Source organism: Serratia sp. ID 25-353, assembly GCF_054792795.1.
In genome coordinates, this window is record NZ_CM139236.1 from 111,512 (window position 1) to 136,496 (window position 24,985).

The 24,985-nt window shown below is 60.5% G+C and carries 19 protein-coding genes, 1 tRNA gene and 3 other RNA genes; 19 read left to right on the top strand and 4 right to left on the bottom strand.

The window, feature by feature from the left end; all coding sequences use genetic code 11:
* The first annotated feature begins 14 nt into the window (after positions 1–14).
* The 3 genes from bglF (at position 15) to ACYF6X_RS00485 (ending at position 4,820) form a co-directional block, all read left to right on the top strand.
* A complete protein-coding gene (bglF, locus tag ACYF6X_RS00475; RefSeq protein ID WP_107227506.1) occupies positions 15–1,880 on the top strand; it encodes a PTS beta-glucoside transporter subunit IIABC in 1,866 nt (621 codons plus the stop codon).
* Between the two features lie 14 nt (positions 1,881–1,894).
* Positions 1,895–3,298 (top strand): glycoside hydrolase family 1 protein, encoded by a 1,404-nt coding sequence (locus tag ACYF6X_RS00480; RefSeq protein ID WP_038875902.1) that lies wholly within the window; start codon positions 1,895–1,897, stop codon positions 3,296–3,298.
* 151 nt (positions 3,299–3,449) lie between these two features.
* Positions 3,450–4,820 (top strand): carbohydrate porin, encoded by a 1,371-nt coding sequence (locus ACYF6X_RS00485; protein ID WP_369803993.1) that lies wholly within the window; start codon positions 3,450–3,452, stop codon positions 4,818–4,820.
* Here the strand turns inward: ACYF6X_RS00485 and ACYF6X_RS00490 are convergent, their stop codons facing one another.
* Complete coding sequence (locus ACYF6X_RS00490; RefSeq protein ID WP_049274352.1) at positions 4,821–5,420, bottom strand: HD domain-containing protein; 600 nt, start codon at positions 5,418–5,420, stop codon at positions 4,821–4,823. It lies immediately after the preceding gene.
* A 97-nt stretch (positions 5,421–5,517) separates the two neighbouring features.
* Here ACYF6X_RS00490 and ACYF6X_RS00495 point away from each other — a divergent pair, with 97 nt between their 5' ends.
* The 16 genes from ACYF6X_RS00495 (at position 5,518) to dppF (ending at position 21,269) form a co-directional block, all read left to right on the top strand.
* Positions 5,518–5,982 (top strand): MarR family winged helix-turn-helix transcriptional regulator, encoded by a 465-nt coding sequence (locus ACYF6X_RS00495; RefSeq protein ID WP_049202597.1) that lies wholly within the window; start codon positions 5,518–5,520, stop codon positions 5,980–5,982.
* Positions 5,983–6,142: 160 nt separating this feature from the next.
* On the top strand, positions 6,143–6,568 hold the full coding sequence (locus ACYF6X_RS00500) for an organic hydroperoxide resistance protein (RefSeq protein ID WP_460924899.1): 426 nt from the start codon (positions 6,143–6,145) through the stop codon (positions 6,566–6,568).
* A gap of 225 nt (positions 6,569–6,793) precedes the next feature.
* Entirely contained in the window at positions 6,794–8,488 is a 1,695-nt protein-coding gene (eptB, locus tag ACYF6X_RS00505; protein ID WP_063989111.1) for a kdo(2)-lipid A phosphoethanolamine 7''-transferase, read from the top strand.
* 123 nt (positions 8,489–8,611) lie between these two features.
* Positions 8,612–9,202 (top strand): transcriptional regulator UhpA, encoded by a 591-nt coding sequence (uhpA, locus tag ACYF6X_RS00510; RefSeq protein ID WP_038875895.1) that lies wholly within the window; start codon positions 8,612–8,614, stop codon positions 9,200–9,202.
* Positions 9,199–10,743, top strand: coding sequence for a signal transduction histidine-protein kinase/phosphatase UhpB (uhpB, locus tag ACYF6X_RS00515; protein ID WP_130018476.1), 1,545 nt, complete (start codon positions 9,199–9,201; stop codon positions 10,741–10,743). The genes uhpA and uhpB overlap by 4 nt, the downstream gene beginning before the upstream one ends.
* A gap of 95 nt (positions 10,744–10,838) precedes the next feature.
* Positions 10,839–12,170 (top strand): MFS transporter, encoded by a 1,332-nt coding sequence (gene uhpC, locus ACYF6X_RS00520; RefSeq protein WP_107227505.1) that lies wholly within the window; start codon positions 10,839–10,841, stop codon positions 12,168–12,170.
* A gap of 120 nt (positions 12,171–12,290) precedes the next feature.
* Positions 12,291–12,367: transfer RNA gene (locus ACYF6X_RS00525), tRNA-Pro, on the top strand.
* Between the two features lie 35 nt (positions 12,368–12,402).
* Positions 12,403–12,531, top strand: a non-coding RNA gene (locus ACYF6X_RS00530) — RtT sRNA.
* 35 nt (positions 12,532–12,566) lie between these two features.
* Positions 12,567–12,695: non-coding RNA, RtT sRNA (locus tag ACYF6X_RS00535), on the top strand.
* 35 nt (positions 12,696–12,730) lie between these two features.
* A non-coding RNA gene (locus tag ACYF6X_RS00540) (RtT sRNA) lies at positions 12,731–12,859 on the top strand.
* 423 nt (positions 12,860–13,282) lie between these two features.
* On the top strand, positions 13,283–14,974 hold the full coding sequence (gene chiA, locus ACYF6X_RS00545) for a chitinase ChiA (protein WP_063989108.1): 1,692 nt from the start codon (positions 13,283–13,285) through the stop codon (positions 14,972–14,974).
* A gap of 601 nt (positions 14,975–15,575) precedes the next feature.
* Positions 15,576–17,183, top strand: a complete 1,608-nt coding sequence (gene dppA, locus ACYF6X_RS00550) for a dipeptide ABC transporter periplasmic-binding protein DppA (RefSeq protein WP_063989107.1) — start codon at positions 15,576–15,578, stop codon at positions 17,181–17,183.
* Between the two features lie 170 nt (positions 17,184–17,353).
* The gene (gene dppB / locus ACYF6X_RS00555) at positions 17,354–18,373 is read left to right on the top strand and encodes a dipeptide ABC transporter permease DppB (RefSeq protein WP_038630050.1); all 1,020 of its coding nucleotides are present in this window, start codon (positions 17,354–17,356) and stop codon (positions 18,371–18,373) included.
* A gap of 11 nt (positions 18,374–18,384) precedes the next feature.
* A complete protein-coding gene (gene dppC, locus ACYF6X_RS00560) occupies positions 18,385–19,287 on the top strand; it encodes a dipeptide ABC transporter permease DppC (RefSeq protein WP_063989106.1) in 903 nt (300 codons plus the stop codon).
* Positions 19,288–19,302: 15 nt separating this feature from the next.
* Positions 19,303–20,283: a dipeptide ABC transporter ATP-binding protein gene (gene dppD, locus ACYF6X_RS00565; RefSeq protein ID WP_004934132.1), complete on the top strand. Its 981-nt coding sequence runs from the start codon at positions 19,303–19,305 to the stop codon at positions 20,281–20,283.
* Entirely contained in the window at positions 20,280–21,269 is a 990-nt protein-coding gene (gene dppF / locus ACYF6X_RS00570; RefSeq protein ID WP_015376237.1) for a dipeptide ABC transporter ATP-binding subunit DppF, read from the top strand. The genes dppD and dppF overlap by 4 nt, the downstream gene beginning before the upstream one ends.
* Positions 21,270–21,565: 296 nt before the next feature.
* Here the strand turns inward: dppF and bcsG are convergent, their stop codons facing one another.
* The 3 genes from bcsG to bcsE are packed head-to-tail and all read right to left on the bottom strand — an operon-like array spanning position 21,566 to position 24,976.
* Positions 21,566–23,221 (bottom strand): cellulose biosynthesis protein BcsG, encoded by a 1,656-nt coding sequence (gene bcsG, locus ACYF6X_RS00575; RefSeq protein ID WP_063989105.1) that lies wholly within the window; start codon positions 23,219–23,221, stop codon positions 21,566–21,568.
* Positions 23,218–23,421, bottom strand: a complete 204-nt coding sequence (bcsF, locus tag ACYF6X_RS00580) for a cellulose biosynthesis protein BcsF (protein WP_004934139.1) — start codon at positions 23,419–23,421, stop codon at positions 23,218–23,220. Before bcsF ends, bcsG begins: the two co-directional genes overlap by 4 nt.
* Positions 23,408–24,976, bottom strand: coding sequence for a cellulose biosynthesis protein BcsE (gene bcsE / locus ACYF6X_RS00585; RefSeq protein WP_063989104.1), 1,569 nt, complete (start codon positions 24,974–24,976; stop codon positions 23,408–23,410). The genes bcsF and bcsE overlap by 14 nt, the downstream gene beginning before the upstream one ends.
* Positions 24,977–24,985 lie beyond the last annotated feature (9 nt).

A 24,985-nucleotide genomic window follows, 5' to 3' on the forward strand; every position in this document is an offset into this window, starting at 1 on the left:
CTAAGGATAACCGTATGAAATATGACACATTAGCCAGTGAGATTTTGGCCGGCGTCGGTGGCCGCGACAATGTGAAAAGCCTGGTGCACTGCGCCACCCGCCTGCGTTTCAAGCTGCGTGACGACAGCCGCGCCAACGCGGCAGCGCTGAAGAAAAACCCCGGTGTCATCATGGTGGTGGAGAGCGGCGGCCAGTTCCAGGTGGTGGTGGGCAACCACGTGGCGGAGGTGTTCGACGCGGTCAATCGGGTCGGCGGGTTGGCCGAAGGTGCGTCGAACGGCAGCGATGCGGACGGTAAAAAAGACAACCTGCTCAGCCGCTTTATCGATCTGGTGTCCGGCATTTTTACTCCGCTGCTCGGGGTGATGGCCGCTTCGGGGATCCTGAAAGGTTTCCTGGCGCTGAGCCTGGCCTGCGGCTGGCTGCTGGAGAGCGGCGGCACCTTCAAAATGCTGTTCGCCGCCAGCGACTCGCTGTTCTACTTCTTCCCGATCATGCTCGGCTACACCGCCGGGAAAAAATTCGGCGGCAACCCCTTCGTCACCATGGCGATCGGCGGCGCGTTGACGCACCCGCTGATGATGGCGGCGTTCGAAGCGGCGCAGCAGCCGGGGGCGGTGCGCGAATACTTCTTCGGCATTCCGCTGACCTTCATCAACTACAGCTCGTCGGTGATCCCGATCATTTTCGCGGCCTGGGTATCCTGCCGCCTGGAGCCGCTGTTTAACCGGGTGATCCACAGCGCGCTGCGCAATTTCATTACGCCGCTGCTGTGCCTGGCGATCACCGTGCCGTTGACCTTCCTGCTGATCGGCCCGGCGGCGACCTGGCTCAGCCACCTGCTGGCCAACGGCTATCAGAGCATTTACGCCTTCAACCCGATCATCGCCGGCGCCTTTATGGGGGCGATGTGGCAGGTGTGCGTGATCTTCGGCCTGCATTGGGGGTTGGTGCCGTTGATGATCAATAACCTGAGCGTGCTGGGGCGCGACACCATGGTGCCGCTGCTGTTGCCGGCGGTGATGGGGCAGGTCGGCGCCACGCTGGGCGTGATGTTGCGCACCCGCGACGCCAAGCTGCGGGCGCTGTCCGCTTCGGCCATCGGCGCCGGGATCTTCGGCATCACCGAACCGGCGGTGTACGGCGTCACGCTGCCGAACAAACGCCCGTTCATCTTCGGCTGCATCGGCGGCGCGCTGGGCGGTGCGGTGATCGGCTACTTCCATACCTCGGTCTACTCGTTCGGCCTGGTGAGCGTATTCACCTTCGCGCAGATTATCCCCGGCGGCGGCATCGACGCCACGGTATGGGGCGCGATCGGCGGCACCCTACTGTCGTTCGTGTTTGCCGCGCTGGCCAGCTACCTGTTCGGCGTTGCGCCGGCGGAAGACGCGGCGCAGCCTGAAGCCGCCGCGCCGCTTAACCGCAAACAGGCCATTCTCAGCCCGATCGCCGGCGACATTGTGCCGCTGGATCAGGTGAACGACGCGACCTTCGCCAGCGGCCTGCTGGGGAAAGGGGTGGCGATCGCGCCGCAGCAGGGGCGCGTGGTGGCGCCGGTCAGCGGCAGCGTGGCGTCGCTGTTCAAAACCAAACACGCCATCGGCATCGAATCAGACGACGGCGCGGAGATTCTTATCCACGTCGGCATCGATACCGTGAAGCTGGACGGGGCGCATTTCACCGCCCACGTGCGGGAAGGTGAGCGGATCGCTCCAGGCGATCTGCTGATCGAGTTCGACCAGGCGGCGATCCATGCCGCCGGCTATGACACCACCACGCCGATCATCATCAGCAACAGCGATGACTACGTGGACGTGTTGACCAGCGGCCTGTCTCCGGTGCAGGAACAGGCGCCGCTGCTGACTTTATTACGCTAATTGAGGAGCAGGCGATGAACGGCAAGTTTCCGCAACATTTTCTGTGGGGCGGCGCGGTAGCGGCGAACCAGGTAGAAGGCGCGTATCAGGCCGACGGCAAGGGGCTGTCGACCTCCGATCTGCAGCCGCAGGGCATCTTCGGCGCCATTACGCCGCGCACGGCGGGCGACAGCGGCATCAAGGACGTGGCGATCGATTTCTATCACCGCTATCCGGAGGACATCGCGCTGTTCGCCGAAATGGGCTTCAAGTGCCTGCGCACCTCGATCGCCTGGACGCGCATTTTCCCGCAGGGCGACGAAGAGACGCCGAACGAAGCCGGGCTGGCGTTTTACGATCGGCTGTTCGACGAGATGGCGAAGTACGGCATTCAGCCGCTGATCACGCTGTCGCACTATGAAATGCCTTACGGCCTGGTGAAGCACTACGGCGGCTGGGGCGATCGCCGCACCATCGATTTCTTCGAGCGTTATGCGCGCACCGTGTTCGAACGCTACAAGCACAAGGTCAAACACTGGCTGACCTTCAACGAGATCAACATGTCGCTGCACGCGCCCTTCACCGGCGTCGGCCTGCCGCAGGAGAGCGACAAGAGCGCCATCTATCAGGCGATCCACCATCAGCTGGTGGCCAGCGCCAGAGCGGTGAAGGCCTGCCACGAGATCGTGCCGGAGGGCAAAATCGGCAACATGCTGCTGGGCGGCATTCTGTATCCGCTGAGCTGCAAGCCGGAAGATCTGCTGGAAACCCAGCGGCAAAACCGCGACTGGCTGTTCTTCGGCGACGTGCAGGCGCGCGGCTATTACCCGGCCTATATGCAGCGCTTCTTCCGTGAAAACGGCATTCAGGTGGCGATCACCGAGGAAGATCGGCAAACGCTGCGCGAAACCATCGATTTCATCTCGTTCAGCTATTACATGAGCGGCTGCGTCACCGCCGATCCGGCGCAGTACGAGACGGCGCGCGGCAACATTCTCGATATGGTGCCGAACCCGCATCTGGCCAGCTCGGAGTGGGGGTGGCAAATCGACCCGATCGGGCTGCGCTACCTGCTCAACGTGCTGTACGATCGCTATCAGAAACCGCTGTTCATCGTCGAGAACGGGCTGGGCGCCAAAGACCGCGTCGAAGCCGACGGCAGCATCCACGACGACTACCGCATCAACTACCTCAATGACCATCTGGTGCAGGTGGCGGAAGCGATCGACGACGGCGTCGAGGTGATGGGCTACACCAGCTGGGGGCCGATCGATCTGGTCAGCGCCTCGAAGGCGGAAATGTCGAAGCGCTACGGCTTCATTCACGTCGACAGGGACGATGCCGGCAACGGCAGCCTCGAGCGCCGCCGCAAGAAGAGTTTCTATTGGTATCGCGATGTGATCCACAGCAACGGCGCCAGCCTGAAAGACCGGCGCTAGCCTCTAAGCCCGGCGGCAAGCGCCGGGCGTTAACCTAACGTTATTCGCTGCTGTTCATGATGGGAAATTCTCTCCCAGGGAATGCTGTTGCCCGCAGTCAGCCGTTATGCGGAGAAATATAATAATGATGAAAAGCTTATTACCTCGTTCCATGACCCTGGCGGCGCTGGCGCTGCTCTGTAGCCAGGCGCAGGCGGAAACGCTGCAAACCGGCAAGGACGTCGAAGCCCCCACCGCCAAATGGGAAGGGGTGGCGCTCGGCTTTGAGCCGCCGCAGCCCGGGCTGTTGGGGGATATGCTGGGGATCAGGCCGATCCTGGAGGATCACGGCTTCCACTATAATCTCGGTTACCTCAGCCAGCTGTCGTATAACGCCGGCGGCGGTTACAACCACGACAAACAGGCGTCGTACATCGACCAATTCTCGTTGACCTTCAGCCAGGATTTGCAGGCGCTGACCGGCATTCCGGACGCGGCGATCGAAGGCAATATCGTCAACCGCAACCATGATAACAACCTGACCCGCGATCGCTTGCAGGATCCGCGCGTCGGCCTGACCGATCTGTCGCAGGAGAGCTTTGGCGGGCAGTCGATTACCCGGCTGGGCTGGTTGACCTTCAGCCGTTCCTTCCTCGATCGCCGGCTGCAGTGGCGCATCGGCATGATGAACAAGGTGCAGGATTTCGATCAGATCATTCCCTGCGATTTTCAGACGCTGACGCTGTGCGGCGGCAAGTCCGCCAACTCGTTGACCTGGTACAACTGGAACGTGCATTACTGGGGCACCACGCTGCAATACAAGCTGACCGACGGCCTGACCCTCAAGGGCGGCGTGATGGAGCAGAACCCGAGCGCCCCCAGCCGCAGCCACGCCTGGAGCTGGTCTACCAAGGGCAGCAAAGGCTTCCTGTTGCCGATGGAGCTGGAGCTGAAAACCCACGCCGTCAACCAGCTGCCGGGGGTGTATAACCTGGGCGTGCTGTTCACCAACGCGCGCCAGAGCGATCTCTATGAAGGGGTGTCCGGCGGGCCGGGCGCCAGCGATCCGCAGGGCTATCGCAGTCACGATCGCACCTGGTTCCTGTATACCGGTTTCAACCAGCAGGTGACGCGCCATGCGGATGACGTCAACCGCGGTCTGAGCGTGTTTTACAGCCTGGGGCTGGGAGATCAGCGCAGCAACTACCTGCACTGGTCTACCTCGACCGGTATTCGCTATCGCGGGCTGTTCGATGCGCGGCCGGACGACTGGCTGGGGCTCGGCGTCTCGGTGGTGAAGCTGAGCGACCGCTATAAAGACAATCAGCGTTATCTCAACCAGATGAGCGGCATCAGCGATTATCACGATCCGAACTACCGGCCGGTGCCGGGCCACTCGGTGACGGCGGAGCTGTATTACCGGGTTAACGTCACGCCGTGGTTGCAGCTGCAGCCGGGCCTGCAGTACTGGCATCACCCGGCGGGCGTCAGCGAGACGCAGGACGCCTGGGTGACGGCGTTGAAAACGGTGGTGACCTTCTGATCAGGCCGCGTCGCTCTCGCGGTAGCGCCGGCGGGCGTGTTCGAACCAGCTGGCGGGCACGTTGTGCGGTGGCTGCTGCAACCTGAGCAGCCCCTGTTCAACGATATGGCTGGCCTGGCGCCACAGCGTCGGGTCGCCTTCGGTCAGCACCTCCAGCAGGCGCTGTTTCTCGATCAGGTAGGTCTGGGCGAAGTGGCTGTCGTAGTCCAGCAGCGAGCGGGTGTTATCGATAAGGTCCGCCAGCTTGATGGTTTTGGCCTGCGGCGATGCGCCGGCGCTGTGGCGCCGATCGCGGTTTTTGCGCTCAAAGCGGTTGCCGTCCTCGGCGTGGCTGACGTTGGTTAACATCCGCACCAGCTCTGCCACCTTCGGCCCGAAATGGCTGTCGATATCGCCGAGGGTGGTGGGCGTGTCTTCTACCGTATCATGCAGCCAGGCGGCGGCCAGCATCTCTTCGGTGTGCGGTACGCTGCGCACCAGCTCCATCACCGCCTGCGGGTGGACGATGTACGGATCGTCGGTGTATTTGCGGCGCTGATCGATAGCCGCATGCGCCTTGGTGGCGTAGCGGCGCGCGCGTTCTGCAAGCGTGTTCGTCATTTCCTTTCCCTCCGAGCATCCTCTGCATGAAAAAAATGTAGCATACCTCACAAGAAATAGCTTGCGATTATATCGTGCGCTATCTATATTCACACACATGAAAAGCACCGAGACCGAACAACCCAAGGCGAAGAACCTGCTGCAGCTCGATCAGCAGCTCTGTTTCGCGCTGTACTCCGCCAATCTGGCGCTGCACAAAGTTTATCGCAAGCTGTTGAGCCAGCTCGAACTCACCTACCCGCAATACCTGGTGATGATGGTGCTGTGGGAGCGCGATCGGGTGACGGTATCGGATATCGGCGAGCGGCTGTTCCTCGATTCCGCCACGCTGACGCCGCTGCTGAAGCGGCTGGAAACCGCCGGTTTGCTGGTGCGTTATCGCGCCACCACCGACGAGCGGCAGGTGATCATCGCCCTGACCGAAGCCGGCCGCGCGCTGCGCGAGCGGGCGCAATCGGTGCCCGAGGCGGTGATGTGCGCCACCGACTGCAGCCTGGACGAGATCGTCTCGCTCAAACAGCAGCTGGAAAAGCTGCGCGGCAGCCTGATCGATCAGATTTGACCCGCCGCCGCCGGACGCAAGAACGGCGCGGGTGGTCTACACTGGTTAATAAGTGCCTAAAATAAGTAGTGCGCGATTTAATCGCAAAAGATAAATATGTGACCGGCTTTACCTCGTGGAAGCCGTAGTCATCTCGCCAACCAGCAAGAAGGAATGAACGATGTCTATTGAGAAAGTGGTTTACCGCGCTCACGCCACCGCAACCGGCGGCCGCGACGGCCGTGCGACCTCCTCCGACGGCGTGTTGGACGTGAAACTGGGCGTGCCGAAAGAGATGGGCGGCACCGGCGGCGAAGTCACCAACCCCGAGCAGCTGTTCGCCGCCGGTTACTCGGCCTGTTTCCTCGGCGCGCTGAAGTTTGTCGCGGCGAAAGAAAAGGTCAAAATCCCGGCCGAAGCCAAGATCGACGGCACCGTCGGCATCGGTGAAATCCCGAACGGTTTCGGCATCGAAGTGCAGCTGGATATCTCGCTGCCGGGCATCGAGCGCAGCGTGGCGGAAGATTTAGTGAAAAAGGCGCACGTGGTGTGCCCATACTCCAACGCCACCCGTGGAAATATCGATGTGACTCTGAACGTTAAGTAAGATTTTTGCCGAAATCTGGAAAAAATGGAGGGTTTATCCCTCCATTTTCTTGCGTGCCCTGCCTGAAAATCGCTCAAAAAAACGGTAAATTTTGTCCGTTTTGTGAGAATTCTCTTGATTATTACCCGCAAAATAACGCTTATTGCCGGTTGGCTGAACCAGAAGCCGCAATCAGTGTCTGACTGAGTCAGAACCGCTACACCGTCCCCGGAGCCACCGCGTTACATGAACAAAGTTAAATCGCTATCACAGCAGAATTTATCGTTATTGTTAGCGATCTATATCGGCATATTTCTAAACCTGTCCGTTTTCTATCGCCGTTTTGATTCGCTGGCGCACGGCATTCAGGGCATTAAGCTTATTTCGGCGGTGACGGAAGTCATCGCTATCGTCCTGTTTACGTTCTTCATCATGCGGCTGGTATCGCTCGGCGGCCGGCTGTTTTATCGCATCGTCGCCTCGCTGCTGGTGTTGATTTCGGTTGCCGCCAGCTACTACATGACGTTTTTCAACGTGGTGATCGGTTACGGCATCGTGGTGTCGGTGATGACCACCGACATCGATCTGTCGAAAGAGGTGGTTGGTCTGCATTTCGTGCTGTGGATGGTGGCGCTCAGCGCCTTGCCGCTGCTGCTGATCTGGAAAAACGGCCTGCGTTACACCCTGATCGAACAGCTGAAAACCCCTGGTCATCGCATCAAGCCGCTGCTGGTCTTGCTGGCGGTGGTGGCACTGGTCTGGCTGCCGCTGCGCATGCTGGACGACGAGCAAAGCGTGCAAGAGAAGCTCTCCAACGTCGATCTGCCGAGCTACGGCGGCGTGGTGGCGCACTCGTATCTGCCGTCCAACTGGCTGTCGGCGCTGGGGCTGTTTGCCTACACCCGTTATGACGAAAGTCAGGACCAGAGCACGATGTTCGATCCGGGCAAACACTTCACTTACGTACCGCCGGCGGATATCGACGATACCTACGTGGTGTTCATCATCGGCGAGACCACGCGCTGGGATCATATGGGCATGCTGGGCTATGAGCGCGATACTACGCCGCGGCTGTCTAAAGAGAAGAATCTGGTGGCGTTTCGCGGCGAGTCGTGCGACACCGCCACCAAGCTGTCGCTGCGCTGTATGTTCGTGCGCGAAGGCGGCACCGAAGATAATCCGCAGCGCACGTTGAAAGAGCAGAACGTGTTCGCGGTGCTGAAGGATCTGGGCTTCTCTTCCGAGCTGTTCGCCATGCAGAGCGAGGTGTGGTTCTACAACAACACCGAGGTGAACAACTATTCGTTCCGCGAGATGATCGCGTCCGAGAAGCGCAACGACGGCAAGGCGGTCGACGATATGCTGTTGGTGGATGAAATGAAGGAGTCGCTGGCGCGCTATCCGAAGGGCAAGCACCTGGTGATCCTGCATACCAAAGGCTCGCACTACCTGTACTCGCAGCGTTATCCGCGCAGCTATGCGCGCTATCAGCCGGAGTGTATGGGGGTGGATGATTCCTGCACCAAGGCGCAGCTGATTAATGCGTTCGACAATACGGTGCTGTATACCGACAGCTTTATCAGTAATGTGATCGACCAGGTGCGCGACAAGAAGGCGATCGTGTTCTATGCCGCCGATCACGGCGAATCGATCGGCGAGAACACGCACCTGCATGGTACGCCGCGCGAAATGGCGCCGCCGGAGCAGTTCCGCGTGCCGATGATCGTATGGGCGTCGGACAAGTTCCTCGAGAACCCGCAGCACCTCAGCGCCTTTGAGCAACTGCAGGCGCAGCAACGCATCGGCAAAACGCATCGCCACGTCGAGCTGTTTGACACTATCCTCGGCTGTCTCGGCTACACGTCTCCCGATGGTGGCATCGTGGATAAAAACAACTGGTGCCATCTGCCGCAGGATAAAACGGCGCCTGCCCGCCTGTAACCTCTCCCGCCGGGTGCCTGCCTTGCGCACCCGGTAATTTCACCCAATACATTCTCTTCATCAATTATTCCGGTGTGTGCATACGGTATACTTGCGCACTTCCCCTTCTAACCGGAGATTTCCATGACCCTGCGCGTGGCGTTTATCGACGATCATGACATTGTGCGTTCGGGCTTTGTGCAGCTGCTGTCGCTGGAGGCCGATATTCAGGTGGTGGGCGAGTTCAGCAGCGCAGCGCAGGCGCGCGCCGGCCTGCCGGGGCTGGAGGCGGAAATCTGCATCTGCGACATTTCGATGCCGGACGGCAGCGGGCTGGATCTGCTGGCGGACATTCCCTCCGGCATCCGCGTGGTGATGCTGTCGATGCACGATAACCCGGCGCTGGTGGAAATGGCGCTGGATCGCGGTGCCAGCGGCTTCCTCTCCAAGCGCTGCAAGCCGGAAGATCTGATCACCGCGGTGCGCACCGTCGCGGGCGGCGGCGTCTACCTGATGCCGGAAATCGCGCAGCAGCTGGCGCGGGTGAGGGTCGATCCGTTGACCCGCCGCGAGCGCGAGATCGCGCTATTGCTGGCGCAGGGCCAGGAGGTGCGCGAGATCGCCGCCGCCTTGGGGCTGTCGCCGAAGACGGTGCATGTGCACCGTGCCAATCTGTTCGCCAAGCTGGGCATCAACAACAACGTCGAGCTGGCCAGACGGATGCTGAACCTGTGACGCAGCGCCTGATCACCCAGCTGGCGCTGTTTTTCATCTACGCCGCCAGCGCGTTTTGCCTGTGGGGCATCGGCACCGCGCTGATCGACCCGCCCTGGCAGGCGCTGCTGCTGTTCCCGTTCGGCCTGCGCATGGGCATTTTGCTGCAGAGCCCGTACCGTTTTTGGCCGGGGATCCTGCTGGCCGATCTGCTGCTGATGGCGCTGCTGGCGGATCAGTTCGGTTACGGCCCGGCGCTGTGGGCGTCGGTGGCGGTGCTGGTGTTGACGGTGCTGCTCAGCCTGCTGGCCTCGCCGTGGCTGTTGTGCCATCAACAGAGCGACAGCGAATGGCGTTGGCCGCTGTTGCAGGGCGCGGTGGTCGCCGCCGCCGCCTTGCTGCAGGCGTTGGTATGGCAGCTGGTGAGCGGCGAAGGCGCCCGCGCCCTGCTGCTCGGCCTGACCGGCGGTTTCACCATCGCGCCGACCTGCCTGCTGTTGTGGCACTATCTGGCGCGCCAAATCTGGGTGCCGCTGGAACCGGGGCTGATCCACAAGCCGGTGGAGCTGCGTTTGGGCCACCTGGCCAGCTATCTGCTGCTGTTTGCGTTCAGCATCTGGCTGCAGCAACAGGTGAACGCCGCCGAGCTGCGGCGTTTCGCGCCGTTCTGCCTGGCCATTCCTATCGTGTTCATGTCTTACCGCTACGGCTGGCAGGGCGCGCTGTTGGCGACGCTGCTCAACGGCGTGGCGCTGATGGTCAACGAGCCGCCGCAGCCGGAGTCGCACCGCGATCTGCTGTTGTCGCTGCTGGCCCAAAGCCTGACCGGGCTGCTGCTGGGCGCCGGCATTCAGCGCCAGCGCGAACTGAATCAACAGCTGCGGCTGCGGCTGGCGGAGAATCGGCAGCTGGCGCGGGCGCTGGTGACGGCGGAGGAGCAAACCCGGCGCGAGGTGGCGCGCGAGCTGCACGATGAAGTGGGGCAGACCATCACCGTGATCCGCACCCAGGCCAGCATCGTCAAGCGCCTGGCGCCGGAACCGGCGGTGATCGGCTGCGCCGACACCATCGATGCGTTGGCGCTGCGGGTCTACGACGGGGTGCACGACGTGCTCACCCAGCTGTGGCCGGCGGCGCTGAACAACCTGCCGCTGTCGGCGGCGGTGGCGGCGATGCTGCGGGAGTCGCTGCCGCAGGACGCATCGCTGGTGAGCAGCCTGCAATGGCAGGTGCCGGACGAGCTGCTGGATGAAACGTTGAAAATCACGCTGTACCGGGTGTGCCAGGAGGGGGTGACCAATGTGTGCCGCCACGCCGGCGCCAGCCGCCTGGAGCTGGACGCGCGCCTGCAGCCGCGCAAAGGCGCCGCGCCGCTGATCGCCCTGACCATCCGCGACAACGGCGTGGGCTTCGAGGCGGAAAACCATCAGCCGGGGTATGGCCTGCGCGGCATGCAGGAGCGCATCAGCGCCCTCGGCGGCAGCCTGCGGTTCACCGCTGAACGGGGCGCCTGTTTGAGTGTGATCTTGCCCACAGTTTCACCGGCGCAAGCGCAAAACTAGGAAAAACTCCTAACCGCGTCGGGAATCCGGCGTAAGCCGCCCGCGCGCGCGAGGAGCATCATAGCGGCACTTTATTCAATCCTCTGAGGTTCCACATGTGGTCTTTCCTTAAAAGCCGCTCGGACGCGCCGCAGGTCACCGATCAACGGCAGATCGACGCCAGCTACAAATATTGGCGCATCCAGCTGATGTGCACCATGTACATCGGCTACGCCGCGTTTTACTTCACGCGCAAAAGCTTCAACTTCATCATGCCGGCGATGCTGAGCGATCTGGGCCTGACGATGTCCGACGTCGGCATCCTCGGCACGTTGTTCTACATCACCTACGGCTGCTCGAAATTCATTTCCGGCATGATCAGCGATCGCTCCAATCCGCGTTACTTTATGGGGCTGGGCCTGATCATGACCGGGGTGCTGAATATCTTCTTCGGCCTCAGCTCGTCGCTGCTGATGCTGGGCACGCTGTGGATCCTCAACGCCTTCTTCCAGGGCTGGGGCTGGCCGCCGTGCTCCAAAATCCTCACCAGTTGGTATTCGCGCTCCGAGCGTGGCGGCTGGTGGGCGATCTGGAACACCTCGCACAACGTCGGCGGCGCGCTGATCCCGCTGCTGGTGGGCTTTATCTCGCTGCACTTCAGCTGGCGTTACGGCATGATCATTCCCGGCATCATCGGCGTGGTGTTGGGGCTGCTGATGTGCTGGCGCCTGCGCGACAAGCCATCCACCCTGGGGCTGCCGAGCGTCGGCAAATGGCGCAACGACGCCATGGAGCTGGTGCAGGAATCGGAAGGCCAGGGGCTGAGCAACCGCGAGATCATCAAACGCTACGTGCTGACCAACAAGTACATCTGGCTGCTGGCGGTCTCTTACGTGCTGGTGTACATCGTGCGCACCGCGATCAACGACTGGGGCAACCTCTACCTGACGCAGGAAAAGGGCTATTCGCTGATGACCGCCAACTCGGCCATTTCGCTGTTTGAAGTGGGCGGTTTTATCGGTTCGCTGGTGGCCGGTTGGGGCTCCGACAAACTGTTCCGCGGCAACCGTGGCCCGATGAACCTGATCTTCGCCATCGGTATCTTCCTGTCGGTGGCGGCGCTGTGGCTGATGCCGGGCGTGACCTACCTGCTGCAGGCCTGCTGCTTCTTCGCCATCGGTTTCTTCATCTTCGGCCCGCAGATGCTGATCGGCATGGCGGCGGCGGAGTGCTCGCACAAGGATGCGGCGGGCGCGGCGACCGGTTTCGTCGGCCTGTTCGCCTACCTGGGCGCGGCGCTGTCCGGCTACCCGATTGCGCGGGTGATGGAGATCTGGCACTGGAACGGTTTCTTCGTGGTGATTTCCATCGCCGCCTGCCTGTCGGCGCTGTTCCTGCTGCCGTTCCTGCGTGCGCAGACGCCGGCGCTGAAACCGGCCAACGCCTGAGTAAAATACGCTGCGCAGCCCCCGGCGCAGCGCATTATGGCGCTTTTATCACCACTTGAAATGCAGGGGCAAAAAAGTGATTGACGCCTATAACCGCCAGCAGTAAGATGCGCCCCGCATCGGCGAGTAGCGCAGCTTGGTAGCGCAACTGGTTTGGGACCAGTGGGTCGGAGGTTCGAATCCTCTCTCGCCGACCACCATTCGAAAAACCTGCTTTTAAAGCAGGTTTTTTTTCGCCTGTCGTTTATGAGGATGAGTACCTCCGCAGGAGGTTCGAGCCTCGCGAAGCGAGACAACGTTGCTTTGGCAACGGCCCGCAGGGCGCGCATCAACGATGCGCGTAATCCTCTCTCGCCGACCACCATTCGAAAAACCTGCTTTTAAAGCAGGTTTTTTTTCGCCTGTCGTTTATGAGGATGAGTACCTCCGCAGGAGGTTCGAGCCTCGCGAAGCGAGACAACGTTGCTTTGGCAACGGCCCGCAGGGCGCGCATCAACGATGCGCGTAATCCTCTCTCGCCGACCACCATTCGAAAAACCTGCTTTTAAAGCAGGTTTTTTTTCGCCTGTCGTTTATGAGGATGAGTACCTCCGCAGGAGGTTCGAGCCTCGCGAAGCGAGACAACGTTGCTTTGGCAACGGCCCGCAGGGCGCGCATCAACGATGCGCGTAATCCTCTCTCGCCGACCACCATTCGAAAAACCTGCTTTTAAAGCAGGTTTTTTTTCGTCCGTCGTTTATGAGGATGAGCACCTCCTCCGACATTGCCGGCCTCGCTTTGTGGCGCGCGTCAATCCACCGTCCTCGTGAAATATATTTATCCTTTACGCTTAATTAATTCACACTCCTTATTCCCATTAGGTTCTTTTTCTCATATTTAAATAAATTCATGCTTGCCGAATAAAACCCGGTTGATAGCGCTCTTGTTTTCACGTTTTTTTACCTATAGTCTGAATGGACAACGCGGGATATGTTATTCCCGCCGCGTGGAAAATACCGTGACTATTTATTAATGTTAATCTTCGTGGATTATTGCGGAATCATTTCGCTCCGGCAATGCGTGGCGTCGATTAACTCTTTTATGTTTATCCTCTCGGAATAAAGGAATCAGTTATGCGCAAATTTAATAAACCGCTGTTGGCGCTGTTGATCGGCAGCACGCTGTGTTCCGCGGCGCAGGCCGCTGCGCCGGGCAAGCCGACCATCGCTTGGGGCAACACCAAGTTCGCCATCGTCGAAGTCGATCAGGCGGCCACCGCTTATAATAATCTGGTGAAGGTAAAAAATGCCGCCGACGTTTCGGTCTCCTGGAATTTATGGAATGGCGACACCGGCACGACGGCAAAAATTTTATTAAATGGCAAAGAGGCGTGGAGTGGTCCTTCAACCGGTTCTTCCGGTACGGCGAATTTTAAAGTCAATAAAGGCGGCCGTTATCAAATGCAGGTGGCACTGTGCAATGCCGACGGCTGCACCGCCAGCGACGCCACCGAAATTGTGGTGGCCGACACCGACGGCAGCCATTTGGCGCCGTTGAAAGAGCCGCTGCTGGAAAAGAATAAACCGTATAAACAGAACTCCGGCAAAGTGGTCGGTTCTTATTTCGTCGAGTGGGGCGTTTACGGGCGCAATTTCACCGTCGACAAGATCCCGGCGCAAAACCTGACCCACCTGCTGTACGGCTTTATCCCGATCTGCGGCGGCAACGGCATCAACGACAGCCTGAAAGAGATCGAAGGCAGCTTCCAGGCATTGCAGCGCTCCTGCCAGGGCCGCGAGGACTTCAAAGTCTCGATCCACGATCCGTTCGCCGCGCTGCAAAAAGCGCAGAAGGGCGTGACCGCCTGGGATGACCCCTACAAGGGCAACTTCGGCCAGCTGATGGCGCTGAAGCAGGCGCATCCTGACCTGAAAATCCTGCCGTCGATCGGCGGCTGGACGCTGTCCGACCCGTTCTTCTTCATGGGCGACAAGGTGAAGCGCGATCGCTTCGTCGGTTCGGTGAAAGAGTTCCTGCAGACCTGGAAGTTCTTCGATGGCGTGGATATCGACTGGGAGTTCCCGGGCGGCAACGGCGCCAACCCGAACCTGGGCAGCCCACAGGACGGGGAAACCTATGTGCTGTTGATGAAGGAGCTGCGGGCGATGCTGGATCAGCTGTCGGCGGAAACCGGCCGCAAGTATGAGCTGACCTCCGCCATCAGCGCCGGTAAGGACAAGATCGATAAGGTGGCTTACAACGTCGCGCAGAACTCGATGGATCACATCTTCCTGATGAGCTACGACTTCTATGGCGCCTTCGATCTGAAGAACCTGGGGCATCAGACCGCGCTGAATGCGCCGGCCTGGAAACCGGACACCGCCTACACCACGGTGAACGGCGTGAATGCGCTGCTGACGCAGGGCGTCAAGCCGGGCAAGATCGTCGTCGGCACCGCCATGTATGGCCGCGGCTGGACCGGGGTGAACGGCTACCAGAACAATATTCCGTTCACCGGCACCGCCACCGGGCCGGTTAAAGGCACCTGGGAGAACGGCATCGTGGACTACCGCCAAATCGCCAGCCAGTTCATGAGCGGCGAGTGGCAGTACACCTACGACGCCACGGCGGAAGCGCCTTACGTGTTCAAACCGTCCACCGGCGATCTGATCACCTTCGACGATGCCCGCTCTGTGCAGGCCAAAGGCAAGTACGTGTTGGATAAGCAGTTGGGCGGCCTGTTCTCCTGGGAGATCGACGCGGACAACGGCGATATTCTCAACAGCATGAACGCCAGCCTGGGTAACAGCGCCGGCGTTCAATAATCGGTTGCAGTGCGTTGCCGGGGGATATCCTTTCGCCCCCGGCTTTTTCGCCGCCGAAAGTTTTTTTACGCCGCACAGATTGTGGGCCTGCCCGGCGCAAAACGCGCTCATCGGACTCACCCTTTTGGGTAATCCCTCAGCATTTCCTCCTGTCTTTAACGGCGATCACAAAAATAACCGTTCAGATATTCATCATTCAGCAACAAAGTTTTGGCGTTTTTTAACGGAGTTAAAAACCAGTAAGTTTGTGAGGGTCAGACCAATGCGCTAAAAATGACCGCTTAGCATAAATTTTCATGCTGTAACTGTTAACAAAAGGTTTTTTTTATGTTTGTTTGCTGTTTCTCACAGTCTGCGTAAATCCCCACTGGTTATATTGACGACACCCCAAACAGTTGGCAACTTGATAGCCTCAGGGGTAAGAGCGAGAGTTGTTTGAGTGAATTCCACGCGCTCAGACGTCCCCGCCGCGATGCGTTCCATCCGGCATTCTCTCCTCGTACGCCTTCTGCCTTCGGGCGCCGATCGCACAGGCCACGCAATAAAAAATACAGGTCTGGCGGCAATTACACACATCACATCACACAATGGAGCACTAACGATGACACGTTCCTTGGGTAAATCGGGGATTCTGAAATTCGGTATTGGGCTGATCGCGTTGACCGTAGCGGCCAGCGTACAGGCCAAGACGTTGGTTTACTGTTCTGAAGGTTCCCCGGAAGGGTTCAACCCGCAGCTGTTTACCTCCGGCACCACCTATGACGCCAGCTCGGTACCGATCTACAACCGCCTGGTCGAATTCAAAATCGGCACCACCGAACTGCAGCCGGGCCTGGCTGAGAAGTGGGACGTCAGCGAAGACGGCAAAACCTACACCTTCCACCTGCGCAAAGGCGTGAAGTGGCAGAGCAACAAAGACTTCAAACCGACGCGCGATTTCAACGCCGACGACGTGGTGTTCTCCTTTGAGCGCCAGTTGGATGCGAACAACGCTTACCACAAAGTGTCCGGCGGCAGCTACGAATACTTTGAAGGCATGGACATGCCTAAGCTGATCGCCAAGATTGAAAAAGTGGACGACAACACCGTGCGCTTCGTGCTGAACCGCCCGGAGGCGCCGTTCCTGGCTGACCTGGGTATGGACTTCGCGTCCATCCTGTCCGCCGAATACGCCGACGTGATGATGAAAGCCGGCACGCCGGAGAAAGTCGACCTGAACCCGATCGGCACCGGCCCGTTCCAGCTGCTGCAATACCAGAAAGACTCCAAGATCCTGTACAAGGCATTCGACGGTTTCTGGGGCACCAAGCCGAAGATCGATCGCCTGGTGTTCTCCATCACGCCTGACGCCTCCGTGCGCTACGCCAAACTGCAGAAAAATGAATGCCAGGTGATGCCGTACCCGAACCCGGCCGATATCGCCCGCATGAAGCAAGACAAGTCCATCAACCTGATGGAACAGCCGGGCCTGAACGTGGGTTACCTGTCGTTCAACGTCGAGAAAAAGCCGCTGGATAACCTGAAGGTGCGCCAGGCGTTGACCATGGCGGTCAACAAGCAGGCGATCATCGACGCGGTTTATCAGGGCGCGGGCCAGGCGGCCAAGAACCTGATCCCGCCGACCATGTGGGGCTATAACGACGCGGTGCAGGATTACGCTTACGATCCGGTCAAGGCGAAAGCACTGCTGAAAGAAGCGGGCATGGCCGACGGTTTCAGCATCGACCTGTGGGCGATGCCGGTACAGCGCCCATACAACCCGAACGCGCGCCGCATGGCGGAAATGATCCAGGCCGACTGGGCCAAGATCGGCGTGAAAGCCAAAATCGTGACCTATGAGTGGGGTGAATACCTCAAGCGCGCCAAAGCGGGCGAGCACCAGACGGTGATGATGGGCTGGACCGGCGACAACGGGGATCCGGATAACTTCTTCGCCACGCTGTTCAGCTGCGCGGCGGCGAAAGACGGCTCCAACTACTCCCGCTGGTGCTACAAGCCGTTTGAAGATCTGATTCAACCGGCGCGCGCCGAATCCAACCACGACAAGCGTATCGAACTGTACAAGCAGGCGCAGGTGGTGATGCACGATCAGGCTCCGGCTCTGATTGTCGCACACTCCACCGTGTACGAGCCTGTACGTAAGGAAGTGAAAGGCTACGTCGTGGATCCGCTCGGTAAGCATCACTTCGAGAATGTCTCTGTAGACTGATTTCGACCGCTTTACCGGAGACGCACGAATGGACTTGCAGGGGCGCAACAGGTTTGCGCCCCTGCTGACCAGTCTCCGGCGTATGGCCGTCGAATCGTTCAAAGGCATGTGAGCGTTAATAAGCCTGGCGGACGATGAGCTGCCGGGCATTGATACAGAGAGTTCGGGATATGTTGCAGTTCATACTCCGACGTTTGGGGTTAGTTATCCCAACGTTTATCGGCATTACATTGCTGACTTTTGCATTCGTCCATATGATCCCCGGCGATCCGGTGACCATCATGGCCGGGGAACGCGGTATCTCCGCCGAGCGCCACGCGCAGCTGATGGCGGAAATGGGGCTGGACAAGCCGCTCTATCAACAATATTTCTCCTATGTGTCCAACGTGCTGCACGGCGATCTGGGCACCTCACTCAAAAGCCGCATCTCCGTCTGGAGCGAGTTCGTTCCGCGCTTTCAGGCCACGCTGGAGCTGGGCTTCTGCGCGATGCTTTTCGCGGTGCTGGTAGGCATCCCGGTCGGAGTGCTGGCGGCGGTCAAACGCGGCTCGGTCTTCGATCATACCGCGGTGGGCATCTCGCTGACCGGCTATTCGATGCCGATTTTCTGGTGGGGCATGATGCTGATCATGCTGGTGTCGGTGCAGCTTAACCTGACGCCGGTGTCGGGGCGCATCAGCGACACGGTATTCCTCGACGACAGCCAGCCGCTGACCGGCTTTATGCTGATAGACACCCTGATCTGGGGCGAGCCGGGCGACTTTATCGACGCGGTGATGCACATGATCCTGCCGGCCATCGTACTGGGCACCATTCCGCTGGCGGTGATCGTGCGCATGACCCGCTCCTCGATGCTGGAGGTGTTGGGTGAAGACTACATCCGCACCGCCCGCGCCAAGGGCGTGAGCCGCATGCGGGTGATCGTCGTTCACGCGCTGCGCAACGCGCTGCTGCCGGTAGTGACGGTGATCGGGCTGCAGGTCGGCACCATGCTGGCCGGCGCCATTCTGACCGAAACCATCTTCTCCTGGCCGGGACTGGGCCGCTGGCTGATCGACGCGCTGCAGCGCCGCGATTACCCGGTGGTGCAGGGCGGGGTGTTGCTGGTCGCCTGTATGATCATTCTGGTTAACCTGCTGGTAGACGTGCTCTACGGCGTGGTCAACCCGCGTATTCGCCACAAGAAATAAGGGGCGCTCTCATGTCTCAAATCACTGAGTCTGCAGTTAAAGGTGCGCCGAAGCCGATGACCCCGTTTCAGGAGTTCTGGCACTATTTCAAGCGCAATAAAGGGGCCGTGGTCGGCCTGGTGTATATCGTTCTGATGCTGGTGATCGCGCTCGGCGCCGGGGTGCTGGCGCCGCATGCGCCGGCGGACCAGTTCCGCGACGCGCTGCTCAAGCCTCCGGTGTGGCAAGAGGGCGGCAGCTGGCAATATCTTCTCGGCACCGACGACGTGGGCCGCGACGTGCTGTCGCGCCTGATGTACGGTGCGCGCCTGTCGCTGCTGGTCGGCTGCCTGGTGGTGGTGCTGTCGCTGATCATGGGCGTGATATTCGGCCTGCTGGCCGGTTACTTCGGCGGCGTGGTGGACGCGATTATCATGCGCGTCGTCGACATCATGCTGGCCCTGCCGAGCCTGCTGTTGGCGCTGGTGCTGGTGGCGGTGTTCGGGCCGTCGATCGTCAACGCCTCGCTGGCGCTGACCTTCGTCGCCCTGCCGCACTATGTGCGTCTGACGCGCGCAGCGGTGCTGGTGGAGGTGAACCGCGACTACGTCACCGCTTCGCGGGTGGCGGGTGCCGGCGCGCTGCGCCAGATGTTCGTCAATATTCTGCCTAACTGCCTGGCGCCTTTGATCGTGCAGGCTTCTCTCGGTTTCTCGAACGCCATTCTGGACATGGCCGCTCTCGGCTTTCTGGGCATGGGCGCGCAGCCGCCGACGCCGGAGTGGGGCACCATGCTCTCCGACGTGCTGCAGTTCGCGCAAAGCGCCTGGTGGGTGGTGACCTTCCCCGGCGTGGCGATCCTGCTGACGGTGCTGGCATTCAACCTGATGGGGGACGGTTTGCGTGACGCTCTCGACCCCAAACTCAAGCAGTAACAGAGGACGAGAGAGATGGCGTTATTGAATGTAGACAAGCTTTCGGTGCACTTCGGTGACGAAGGCACCCCGTTCCGCGCGGTAGACCGTATCAGTTACAGCGTGGAGCAAGGTCAGGTGGTCGGCATTGTCGGTGAATCCGGCTCCGGCAAATCCGTCAGCTCGCTGGCGATCATGGGCCTGATCGATTTCCCTGGCAAGGTGATGGCCGACAAACTGGAGTTCAACGGCCAGGATCTGCGCAAGATCTCCGAAAAAGAGCGCCGCCAGCTGGTGGGCTCCGAAGTGGCGATGATCTTCCAGGATCCGATGACCAGCCTGAACCCGTGCTATACCGTCGGTTACCAGATCATGGAGGCGCTGAAGGTGCATCAGGGCGGCAACCGCCGCACTCGCCGCCAGCGCGCTATCGACCTGCTGACCCAGGTGGGCATTCCCGATCCGGCCTCGCGGCTGGACGTGTACCCGCACCAGCTTTCCGGCGGCATGAGCCAGCGCGTGATGATCGCCATGGCCATCGCCTGTCGGCCGAAGCTGTTGATCGCCGATGAGCCGACGACCGCGCTCGACGTGACCATCCAGGCGCAGATCATCGAACTGCTGCTGGACCTGCAGCAGCGTGAAAACATGGCGCTGTTGCTGATCACTCACGATCTGGCGCTGGTGGCGGAAGCCGCACACCACATCATCGTGATGTACGCCGGCCAGGTGGTGGAATCCGGCAAGGCGGCGGAGATTTTCCGCGCGCCGCGCCACCCGTACACCCAGGCGCTGCTGCGCGCGCTGCCGGAGTTCGCCGCCGACAAGGCGCGGCTGGCTTCGCTGCCGGGCGTGGTGCCGGGCAAATACGATCGCCCGACCGGCTGCCTGCTCAACCCGCGTTGTCCCTACGCCAACGAGCGCTGCCGCAACGAGGAGCCGGAACTGCGCAGCATTCCCGGCCGTCAGGTTAAATGTCACACACCGCTGGATGATGCGGGGAGGCCGACCGTATGAGCCAGAATCAACCTTTACTGCAGGCGATTGACCTGAAGAAGCATTACCCGGTGAAAAAGGGCCTGTTCGCGCCGGAGCGGCTGGTCAAGGCGCTGGACGGCGTCTCCTTCACCCTGGAGCGTGGCAAAACGCTGGCGGTGGTCGGCGAGTCGGGCTGTGGCAAATCGACGCTCGGCCGTCTGCTGACGATGATCGAAGTGCCGACCGGCGGCGAGCTGTACTATCAGGGGCAAGATCTGCTGAAGCCGGACGTCTCGGCCGAGAAACTGCGCCGCCAGAAGATCCAAATCGTGTTCCAGAATCCTTACGGATCGCTCAACCCGCGCAAGAAGGTCGGGCAGATCCTCGAGGAGCCGCTGTTGATCAATACCTCGCTCAGCGCCGCCGAACGGCGGGAAAAAGCGCTGGAGATGATGGCGAAGGTCGGCCTGAAGACCGAGCATTACGACCGCTACCCGCACATGTTTTCCGGCGGCCAGCGTCAGCGTATCGCCATCGCCCGCGGGCTGATGCTGAACCCGGACGTGGTGATCGCCGATGAGCCGGTGTCGGCGCTGGACGTGTCGGTGCGCGCTCAGGTGCTGAACCTGATGATGGATCTGCAGCAGGAGCTGGGGCTGTCCTATGTGTTCATCTCGCACGATCTGTCGGTGGTGGAGCACATCGCCGACGAGGTGATGGTGATGTACCTCGGCCGCTGTGTGGAAAAGGGCAGCAAAGAGGCGATCTTCAACAATCCGCGCCATCCGTACACTCAGGCACTGCTGTCGGCAACGCCGCGATTGAACCCGGATATGCGCCGCGAGCGTATCAAGCTGACCGGCGAACTGCCCAGCCCGATGAACCCGCCGCCGGGCTGTGCGTTCAACGCCCGCTGCCGCCGCGCCTTCGGCACCTGCGTGCAGCTGCAGCCGCAGCTGAAACAGTACGGCGAGCAGATGGTGGCCTGCTTTGCGGTCGATCAGGACGAACATCCGGGGGCGTAAGGCGCCGAACGTCACCGCTTAAATTCACGCCGGCTTCACGCCGGCGTTTTTTATTATTCAATCAAAGGGTTAATAAGTAGAGGGCGCCATAGTCCGTTGTTTTAATTAATTCCCTAATTAAATCCTGATAAATGTTATTTTTTTAAGAATCTTCGCATGAGAATAATAATCGAATAATAGAATTTAACGGCTTGTTGTTAATAACATTCTATCGGTCGAGCGGCTTCACTGTTTTATTATAAGTAGCCCAATAAAAAAGCACGCCGCCGGCGTGCTTTGGGTGGATGAGGCCGCGTTTATTGCGGATAAGGCACCCAGTCGCCGCCATTCAGGCGAATGTAGGGCTTGCCCTGATACTGCATCACGATGGCGTTGTCGTTTTCGGAGATGACCGGGGTCTGCGGCAGCCCCTGGGTCAGCGCCTGCCAGTCGACGCTGGATTCGCTGAAGACCTTGCCGTCCACCAGGCGCGACACCAGTTCAGACAGCGCCAGATAGCTGCTCGGCGTTTTGATCTGCAGCGGGCTGCCCTGATGCGGCGCCTTCATGCCCACCAGTTTGATGCCGACCGGCGTATGGGTGATGTTCGGGCTGGGAATATCGCGCAGGCCAGACATCTGCATCTTGTCGCCTACCAACGCCGCACCGTGTTCCGGCACGATCACCACCACCACTTTGCGGCCGGATTTCTCCAGTTGCTCGAGGAAGGTGTTCAGCTGATCGAACAGCTTCTGGGCGCGCGGCTGATAGTCGGCGCTTTTGTTGGAACCGACGAAGCGATTGCCGTCGTGCAGCGGAATGATGTTGAAGAAGGTGGCTGTGCGGCCGTCACCGCCTTTTTGCTGCTGATCCAGCCAGCGGGTCAGCAATTCGAGATCGTTATAAATCGGCTCGCCGTCGAACGACGTCAGCTCGTTGCCGACGCCGGCCTGCGACATCAGCGGCGCCTGCATGTCGCCCTGTTCACGCAGTTCTTTCAGGAAGTTGCCGAATACCCCGGAGTGATCGAGCATCAGCTGTTCCTTGAAGCCGAGCTTCGCCAGGTTGTCGAACAGGTAACACTGCTGGTTCACCGGCTGATACAGATCGTGATGCGAAAGCTGGCCGCAGCTGGCGCGCAGCAAACGGATGGCCGCCGGGCCGCTGTAGGCGGTGGCCGAGTTGAAGCTGTCGAACATGATGTCCATTTTCGACCACAGCGGGTGATTCTGCAGGTTGACCGCGTCCATATCGGCCCAGGCCAGCGAACAGATGTTGATCACCAGCAGATCGAACGGCTGGGCGTCGGCGGGCAAGGTGGCCGGGAACGCGGTAGCGCGACCTTTTTCCCGCTCGTAGAACTGATTCAGGTAGGCCGTCAGGTTGGCGCTGGTCGGCGGCAGGCTGTCTGCCGGCGCAGCGTCTCCCGCCGCCGGCGCCGACGTGGCCGGCGTATTGGCGCCGCCGGCTGAGGCCGTGGAGGGGGCGGGCAGCAGTGAGACCGCCGGCCCGGCGATGTTGACGATATTGAGCCACACCAGCGCCGCCACGGTGAACACCGTGACGCGCACCCACTGCGCGACGAACAGGTAGGCGATAAGCAGCACGAAGGCGGCGCCGACCATCTGCCAGTTGATAAAGCGGTTGATCAGCTCCAGCAGATATTGGGCGCTGAAGCCGGCCAGCTGCGAACCCTGGCTGAGAATGCTGTTGATGCCCGGCAGCCAGGTGTCGTGGTAGAACAGCGCGATGCCGATCGGGATAGCGAGGTAGTGACGCCAGCGGTGCAGGCGCTGCGACGGGATCGGCATCAGCAGAAACGCCATGAACACCAGGTTCGGCAGCGCGTGGAAGTTCAGGTAGCCGAACCACAGCAGGCCGAATTTGGCCAGAAAATAGAGGTTCCAACCGCCCAGCCCACGCCAGTAGCGCCACAGAGCGTTATCGGGTTGCGTCTTCGAGTTTGGATTCATGGCTGCTTCTTACGTTTAATCTGAGATGAGGAGCCTGTGCGCACCCATAAACCGGCGGATTTCAAATAGCGCGGCGATAACAACAGGTTTTGCCAGTATTGACGCAAATGCGGAAAACGCCGGTGAAAGGCGTAGCCCAGCGGAATGAAGATCAGCGCGCACAGCAGGATCAGTTGCACGATGTCGTTAAGGTTCAGCATGCGGGGTCTCCTGCGGGCCGAGCGGCAGCGTGAGGGCGACCGGCTGCCGCCGTTCTGCGGGCACCTCGGCCGCTTTCACGCTGGGGCGCGGCGTGGCGCCGGCGGTGCCGGTGGCCGAAATCTGCCAGCGGCCCTGGGCCATGCGTTTGATTTCCGAAATGATATCGACGTCCTGGTGCCATACCACCCGGTTGCTGAAGGCTTCGTCCACCGGCAGGCGGAAAATGAACTTCAGCGCGGTATCCAAATCGTTGATGCGGCAGGTGGAGAGGAACAGCACCAGCCGCCCCTGCACCACGGTCATCACGTCGCCGAAACGCCGCAGGTGGCACAGGGTCATCGCCTGTTCGGCGCGCAGGCCGGTGGCCGGCCGCAGCGCCACCATCACCCCTTTGCCGTCCTCGGGCAGCAGCGTGTTGCCCATCAGCGACAGCACCGCCTGACTGAACGGTTCCGGCCGCATATAGCCTTTGAGCTGCAGCGGGCGCAAGCCGGCCAGCAGCGCATCGATGTCGGCGGGCACATGGCGTGAGAAGCGCTGCCCCTGAATGCCCTCGAGCATGGTCAGAAAACGCGACAGCGGCGCAACGTGCGGCACGATAAGGTTGGCGCCGCAGGCCAGCAGCAGGCGTTCGTCGCTGTAGCGCAGGCTGGCGCTCATCTCGCGCACCGCGATTTTCAGGCCACTACCGCGGCTGCGGCGCAGGGTGTGGATCTGGTGCGCCAGGTGATCGATTTGGTCGCTTTGGTACAACGCGAAAATCAACGTCGCCGAGAGCCTCAACATGCCGTGCTGCGCCAGTTCGTCGTTGTTCTCCAGCAGCTGCCAGTTGGCGGACAGCGGCGGCGCGCCTTCCAGGATGCTGCGCTCGGCCAGATACAGGCCTTCGTCGCTGCGCAAGGCGGTGGGGGAGGGTTGGCTATTTTCATCCTCGCCCTGCCAACCGCCTTCTGCGGCGTACAGCGTCAGCAGCTGATTGGCGTTGATGCCGTTTTCGGTGCTCCACCAGTTCACCAGGTATTGCGCGCTGTCCTGCTGCCATTGCAGGCTGGACAGGCCGTTCAGGATGCGATGCTGCGCGCTGAGCTGCCCCTTGAGCTTATTGATGCCGCCGCCGTGGCTGAGGATCAACAGCGTACACCCCTGCCGCCGCAGCCACGCGGCGAGGGCGCGGGTCCACTCGCGCAGCTCTTCGGTGGTGAAGGTTTGCCACAGGCTGGCGTGGGCCAGCAGGATAAGTAAGCGATTTTGCGGCCGCAGGGCGCGCATCAGATCGTCGCTCAGCTGCGTCAGCGCGGCTTTTTTCTCCGGTAATTGATACAGCGGCAGTTTCTGCAAAGCAGGCGAAGCCAGCTCGGCCAGCAAGCGATCGGGTTTATCGCCGCTGCAGATCAGGGCGACTTTGTGGGTGGCCGGCTGGGCGGCGATGACCTGGCGACACAGCAGCGCGGCGTCGCTTTGCCTGTCGATATTGATCCAATACAGCCCGGGGGCCTGCATCACCGACAGCTCTTCCCAAATCTGCCGAATGCCTAGAGAAAAAGAGTGCGCCATAGGATGTGT